Below are 5,113 nucleotides of genomic sequence, written 5' to 3'. Positions count from 1 at the left end.
CGCCCAGGAGGCCGGCCGCGGCCGGCGCGGCAACGCCTGGCCTCGGTGCCGGGGAACCTCACCGCCAGCGCGCTGTGGCCGGTGGCGGGCGTCGAGCCGGAGCGGGTCGCCGGCCTCGGCTTCGTCGCCGGGGTCGCGCTGGTCGAGACCCTGGAGGCGGTCTGCGGCCCGGGCTCGGCCGGGACGTTCGGGCTGAAATGGCCGAACGACGTGCTGGCGGGCGGCGCCAAGCTCGCCGGCATTCTGCTCGAGGCGGAGACGCTGCCGGGCGGCAGGCGGGCGGTGGCGATCGGGTTCGGCGTCAATGTCGCAGGCGTTCCCGAGGCGTTTTCGAGTTCCGCCGCCTCGCTCGCGGGATTCGGATACCAAAGTGATGCCGGCATGGTGCTGGCGGATCTGACGAATAAGCTTGCCGCGGCGGCCCGTATCTGGGATCGCGGGCGGGGATTCCCTGAGATTCGCGAGCGATGGCTCGCACGGGCCTCCGGCCTCGGGTCGCGCATCGCGGTCCGCAGCGGCACGGAGACCCTGGTCGGCGATTTCGAAGACATCGACGAGGGGGGGCGGCTCGTGATCCTCGCCCCGGACGGAACGCGGCGAACCGTGACGGCGGGCGAGGTGCATTTTGGGACGGCCGCGACGGCGGCATGAGATGGATTTGGAACTGATGACAACGGGACACGACGAGCTCGTCTTCCTGCCGCTCGGCGGCGTGGGCGAGATCGGGATGAACGCCGCCCTCTACGGCTTCGGGCCGGAGAAGGGCCGCAAGTGGATCATGGTCGATTGCGGGATGGGCTTCGCGAGCGAGGAGGCGATGCCCGGCGTCGACCTCATGTTCCCGGACCTCACCTACATCGAGGAGCGGAAGAAGGACCTGCTGGGGATCTTCATCACCCACGCGCACGAGGACCATATCGGCGCGATCTCCGAGCTGTGGCCGCGCCTGAAGGTGCCGGTTTACGCCACCCGCTTCGCCAAGAGCCTGCTCGAGACCCGGCGCCTGTCGGAGCCGGGCGCGCCGAAGGTGGACCTGCGCGAGATCAAGCCGGGCCGCCGGGTGACGCTCGGACCGTTCGAGATCGACTACGTGCCGGTCTCGCACTCGATCCCCGAGTCGAACGCGGTGGCGATCCGGACGTCCGCCGGCCTCGTGCTGCACACCGGCGACTGGAAGATCGACCCGACGCCGATCCTCGGCGACGTGACCTCGGCCGAGGCGTTCCGCGCCATGGGCGACGAGGGCATCCTGGCGCTCGTCTGCGATTCGACCAACGTCGTCCGCGAGGGCTTCTCGCCGAGCGAGGCCGAGGTCGCCGCGACGCTCGCCAAGCTCATCGCCGTCGCGCCGCAGCGCGTGGCGGTGACGACCTTCGCCTCCAACGTCGCCCGCATCCGCGCCGTGGCCCTGGCGGCCAAGGCCTGCGGCCGCGAGGTGGTCGCGGTCGGCCGCGCCATGGACCGGGTGATCGACGTCGCCCGCGAATGCGGCTTCCTCGACGGCCTGCAGGACTTCCGCCGCGCCGATTCCTGGCGCGACCTGCCGCGCGACAAGGTCGTGGCGCTGCTCACCGGCTCGCAGGGCGAGCCGCGTGCGGCTTTGGCCCGCGTCTCCCGCAAGGATCACCCGGACATCGCGCTCGCCGCGGGCGATCAGGTGATTTTCTCATCGCGCGCCATCCCCGGCAACGAGCGCGAGGTCGGCGCGATCATCAACGACCTGATCGAGCAGGGCGTCGAGGTCATCACCGACCGGACCGAGCTGGTCCACGTCTCAGGCCACCCGCGCCGGGACGAGATGGCCGAGATGTACGCCTGGACCCGGCCGCAGACGGCGATTCCCGTCCACGGCGAGGCCCTGCACCTCGACGAGCACGCGCGCTTTGCCCGCGCCCACGGCGTCGACAACGTGGTCAAGGCCCGCAACGGCACCTTGATCCGCCTGAGCCCCGGCCGGCCGGAGATCATCGACCACGTGAAGTCGGGCCGCCTGTTCAAGGACGGCAACGTCCTGATCGACGGCAAGGACCGCGCGATCCCCGAGCGGCGCAAGCTCGCGCAGGCCGGCCTCGTCTCGGTGGCGATCGCCATCGACGAGAGCGGCGAGGTGCTGGGCGAGCCGGCGGTGGACATCATCGGCCTGCCCAACCGCGGCCGCGGCGGCGCGCCGCTGATCGACACCGTCGTCGATTCGGTCTCGCGCACGCTGTCCGGCCTGTCGAAGGGCAAGCGCCGCGACTCGGAGGCCGTCGAGAAGGCCGTCGACCGCGCCGTGCGCTCGGCCGTCAACGAGGTCTGGGGCAAGAAGCCCGCTTGCCACGTGCAGGTGGTCGAGGTCTGATCGCAATCGTCCCTCCCCCTGAAGCGGGGGAGGGTGGCCTTCGCGTGAGCGAAGGTCGGGAGAGGGGGCCGCCATTCCAGGCACCGTCGCTCCCCTCTCCGGACTTAGCTCGCGGGCCGCCCTCTCCCGCAGAGGGGAGAGGGAAGGGCACGGTGAAGATCGGGAGAAACCAATGATCGGCCGGCTCAACCACGTCGCCATCGCGGTGCGCGACCTCGACGCCGCGTGCAAGGTCTACCGCGAGACGCTGGGCGCGACGCTGACGGCGCCGCTGCCGCAGCCGGAGCACGGCGTCACCGTCGTGTTCGTCGAATTGCCCAACAGCAAGATCGAGCTGATGGCGCCGCTGGGCGCGGATTCGCCGATCGCGAGCTTCGTCGAGCGCAACCCGGGCGGCGGCGTCCACCACGTCTGCTACGAGGTCGACGACATCATTGCGGCCCGCGACCGGCTGAAGGCCGAGGGCGCCCGCGTGCTCGGCACCGGGGAGCCCCGCATCGGCGCGCACGGCAAGCCGGTGCTGTTCCTCCACCCGAAGGACTTCCTCGGGACGCTGACCGAGCTGGAGCAGGTCTGATCCGGGTGAACGCATTCCTCAAGGCCGTGGCGCGCTCGACCCCGCGGACGCTCGGCGTGGTGCTCGTCCTCGTCGCCGCCTTCGTCGCGGTGGCGGTGCTGCAGTTCCGCCTGACGGTGTTCGGGGCGAGCGCCCTCTACTTCGTGGTGTGGTGGACGCTGCTCTTCGCGATCCTGCCGATCCGCAACCAGGCCGAGACCGACCCGGCTCGGGTGGTGCCGGGGCAGGACCCCGGCGCGCCCGCCGCGCCGCGTCTGCGCGAGAAGGCGATCTGGACGACGCTCGCCGCCGGCGCGGCCTTCCTGGTCGCGCTCGCGGCGTTTCCGCTGACGGGGCTCTAGCGCAACGTCCGCCTGCGCGGGCTGGTACTCGGATGGCCGGCGGCGTGCCGTCCATGTTTCGACCGCTGTCGCCCTGATTGGGAGGGTCGTCGGTGGTCTCGCAAAACAAAAAAGCAAGGCCTGAGGCCTTGCTTTTCTAGCAGTCAATCTGGCTCGACCTTTGATTGTCCTACGCATTGACTGCGTGGCGGTCGATTTTCCTCCCGAGACCCGGACCTTTGCGTGCCCTCTAAGGGGCTTCGCAACCATCGCGGGCCGCTTATAGGAACAACATTTCGTCCTGTCACCGGGTCGAAGAGAGAAATCTGCGTTTTTTCGCCGACAGGCCGCATGAATCGGCCTCCCGGCCCGCCGCCGGACGCTCGCGCGGGCGAAACCGGGCTCCGGCCGGCCCGAAAAATCCAAGCCGCTTGTGTTTTCCGGTTGCAGTGTGTTGTGTGCCCCCGGCAACGGGATCGGCGTCCGTGCGCGCCGCCCGCCCCGAGCCGCCCGCCGGAACCGTCAAAAGAAGCCCCATGCGTCTGTCCCGCTACTTCCTGCCGACCTTGCGCGAGACGCCCAAGGAAGCCGAGATCGTCTCGCATCGGTTGATGCTGCGCGCCGGCCTCGTGCGCCAGGAATCGGCCGGCATCTATGCGTGGCTGCCGCTCGGCCTGCGGGTGCTGAACAAGGTCTGCGACGTGATCCGCACCGAGCAGGACCGGGCGGGCGCGATCGAGCTGCTTCTGCCGACGATCCAGTCGGCCGAGCCGTGGCGGGAATCCGGCCGCTACGACGCCTACGGCAAGGAGATGCTGCGCATCAAGGATCGGCACGAGCGCGAGATGCTCTACGGCCCCACCGCCGAGGAGGTCGTGACCGGGATCTTCCGCGCGAGCGTGCGCTCCTACAAGGACCTGCCGAAGAACCTCTATCAGATCTCCTGGAAGTTCCGCGACGAGGTGCGGCCGCGCTTCGGCACCATGCGCTCGCGCGAGTTTCTGATGAAGGACGCCTACTCCTTCGACTTCGACCAGGCCGGCGCGCGCCACGCCTACAACCGGATGTTCGTCGCCTACCTGCGCACCTTCGCAGGGCTGGGCCTGAAGGCGATTCCGATGCGGGCCGACACCGGGCCGATCGGCGGCGACCTCAGCCACGAGTTCATCATCCTGGCCCAGACCGGCGAGAGCGAGGTGTTCTGCGACCGCGCCTACCTCGATTTCGAGATCCCGCCCGCCACCGTGGACTTCGAGGACGTCGCCGCCCTGCAGGGCCTCGTCGACGCCTGGACCTCGCACTACGCCGCCACCGACGAGATGCACGAGGCCGACGCCTTCGCCGAGGTGCCGGAGGAGAACCGCATGTCGGCCCGCGGCATCGAGGTCGGGCACATCTTCTACTTCGGCACGAAGTATTCTGAGCCGATGGGCGCCAAGGTCGCCGGCCCGGACGGGATCGAGCGCCCGGTCCACATGGGCTCCTACGGCATCGGCCCGAGCCGTCTCGTCGCCGCGATCATCGAGGCCTCGCACGACGAGGCCGGCATCGTCTGGCCCGATGCTGTCGCGCCGTTCGACGTGGCTTTGATCAACCTCAAGGTCGGCGACGCCGGCACCGACGCCGCCTGCGCCGAGATCCAGGCGACGCTGGAGGCCGCCGGCCTCAGCGTGCTCTACGACGACCGCGACGAGCGGCCGGGCGCCAAGTTCGCCACCGCCGACCTGATCGGCCTGCCTTGGCAGGTGGTGGTCGGTCCGAAAAGCCTGGCCGAGGGCAAGGTCGAGCTGAAGCGCCGCGCCGGCGGCGAGCGCGAGACCCTGGCGGCGGTGGACCTGATCGCGCGCATCCGGCGTGCCTGAGGCTCCCATGGCG

General features: G+C 70.0%; 4 protein-coding genes and 1 pseudogene. All 5 read left to right on the top strand.

Features of this window, described 5'->3' with window-relative positions; translation table 11 throughout:
• Positions 1 to 651, top strand: a pseudogene (locus tag FV222_RS16740) (biotin--[acetyl-CoA-carboxylase] ligase); the annotation flags it as partial.
• 16 nt (positions 652 to 667) lie between these two features.
• Positions 668 to 2,341, top strand: a complete 1,674-nt coding sequence (locus tag FV222_RS16735; RefSeq protein ID WP_147751036.1) for a ribonuclease J — start codon at positions 668 to 670, stop codon at positions 2,339 to 2,341.
• A 172-nt stretch (positions 2,342 to 2,513) separates the two neighbouring features.
• Entirely contained in the window at positions 2,514 to 2,918 is a 405-nt protein-coding gene (gene mce / locus FV222_RS16730; protein ID WP_147726100.1) for a methylmalonyl-CoA epimerase, read from the top strand.
• A complete protein-coding gene (locus FV222_RS16725; RefSeq protein WP_147751052.1) occupies positions 2,915 to 3,259 on the top strand; it encodes a DUF1467 family protein in 345 nt (114 codons plus the stop codon). The genes mce and FV222_RS16725 overlap by 4 nt, the downstream gene beginning before the upstream one ends.
• Before the next feature lie 515 nt (positions 3,260 to 3,774).
• Entirely contained in the window at positions 3,775 to 5,100 is a 1,326-nt protein-coding gene (gene proS, locus FV222_RS16720; RefSeq protein WP_147762752.1) for a proline--tRNA ligase, read from the top strand.
• The last annotated feature ends 13 nt before the right edge of the window (positions 5,101 to 5,113 follow it).

The sequence above is a fragment of the Methylobacterium sp. WL103 genome (assembly GCF_008039885.1).
In the GTDB taxonomy this organism is placed as follows: Bacteria; Pseudomonadota; Alphaproteobacteria; order Rhizobiales; family Beijerinckiaceae; genus Methylobacterium; species Methylobacterium cerastii.
The sequence above is the reverse complement of the archived record's forward strand: the minus strand, read 5'-3'. Positions and strand labels throughout refer to the sequence as shown.

Coding starts and splice junctions, on each gene's coding strand:
- FV222_RS16735 (WP_147751036.1), top strand. CDS start 668: ATGACAACGGGACACGACGAGCTCGTCTTCCTGCCGCTCGGCGGCGTG.
- proS (WP_147762752.1), top strand. CDS start 3,775: ATGCGTCTGTCCCGCTACTTCCTGCCGACCTTGCGCGAGACGCCCAAG.
- mce (WP_147726100.1), top strand. CDS start 2,514: ATGATCGGCCGGCTCAACCACGTCGCCATCGCGGTGCGCGACCTCGAC.